The sequence below is a fragment of the Staphylococcus sp. GDX8P80P genome (genome assembly GCF_017893095.1).
GTDB lineage: Bacteria > Bacillota > Bacilli > Staphylococcales > Staphylococcaceae > Staphylococcus > Staphylococcus borealis.
In genome coordinates this window covers 1-547 of the sequence record NZ_JAESMI010000187.1, presented here as the reverse complement: position 1 = coordinate 547, position 547 = coordinate 1, and the positions used below count along the sequence as shown (strand labels likewise).

The 547-nt window shown below is 32.2% G+C and carries 1 pseudogene; it reads left to right on the top strand.

Annotated elements, in window-relative coordinates:
* Positions 1–327: pseudogene (locus tag KA858_RS12205) on the top strand (cassette chromosome recombinase CcrB); the annotation flags it as partial.
* Between the last annotated feature and the right edge of the window lie 220 nt (positions 328–547).

Sequence of the window (547 nt, the reverse complement as noted above, 5' to 3'; positions counted from 1 at the left end):
AATGACATTACAAATCAAATGAATCAACTCAAGCAGCAACAAAACCAAGAAAAACCATCTTATGATACGAAACAAATCGCTGCCCTATTACAACGAATATTTCAAAATATAGAATCCATGGATAAATCACAGCTCAAAGCATTATACCTAACGGTTATTGACCGTATTGATATTCGTAAAGACGAGAATCATAAAAAACAATTCTATGTCACTCTCAAGCTCAATAATGAAATTATTAAACAACTTTTTAATAATAACAATCTAGACGAAGTGCTCCTCAGCACTTCGTCTTTGTTTTTGCCTCAAACACTCTACTTTCAAATATAATATCTATGTACTGTCCTTTCGTCATTCAATAACACTCATCTAACAAATATATTCAACACGCTAACAAATCATGGCTCAATGTGAAGCTTATATTGATATGACGAAAGAACATCCCAAAACAAAATATAAGTGGGATAGTAACGGGATTGGCTAACTTCATGTAGGAGAAGGATTACGCAAGCGTAATCCCAAAATCCCGTTATTATTTATAAATAAATAA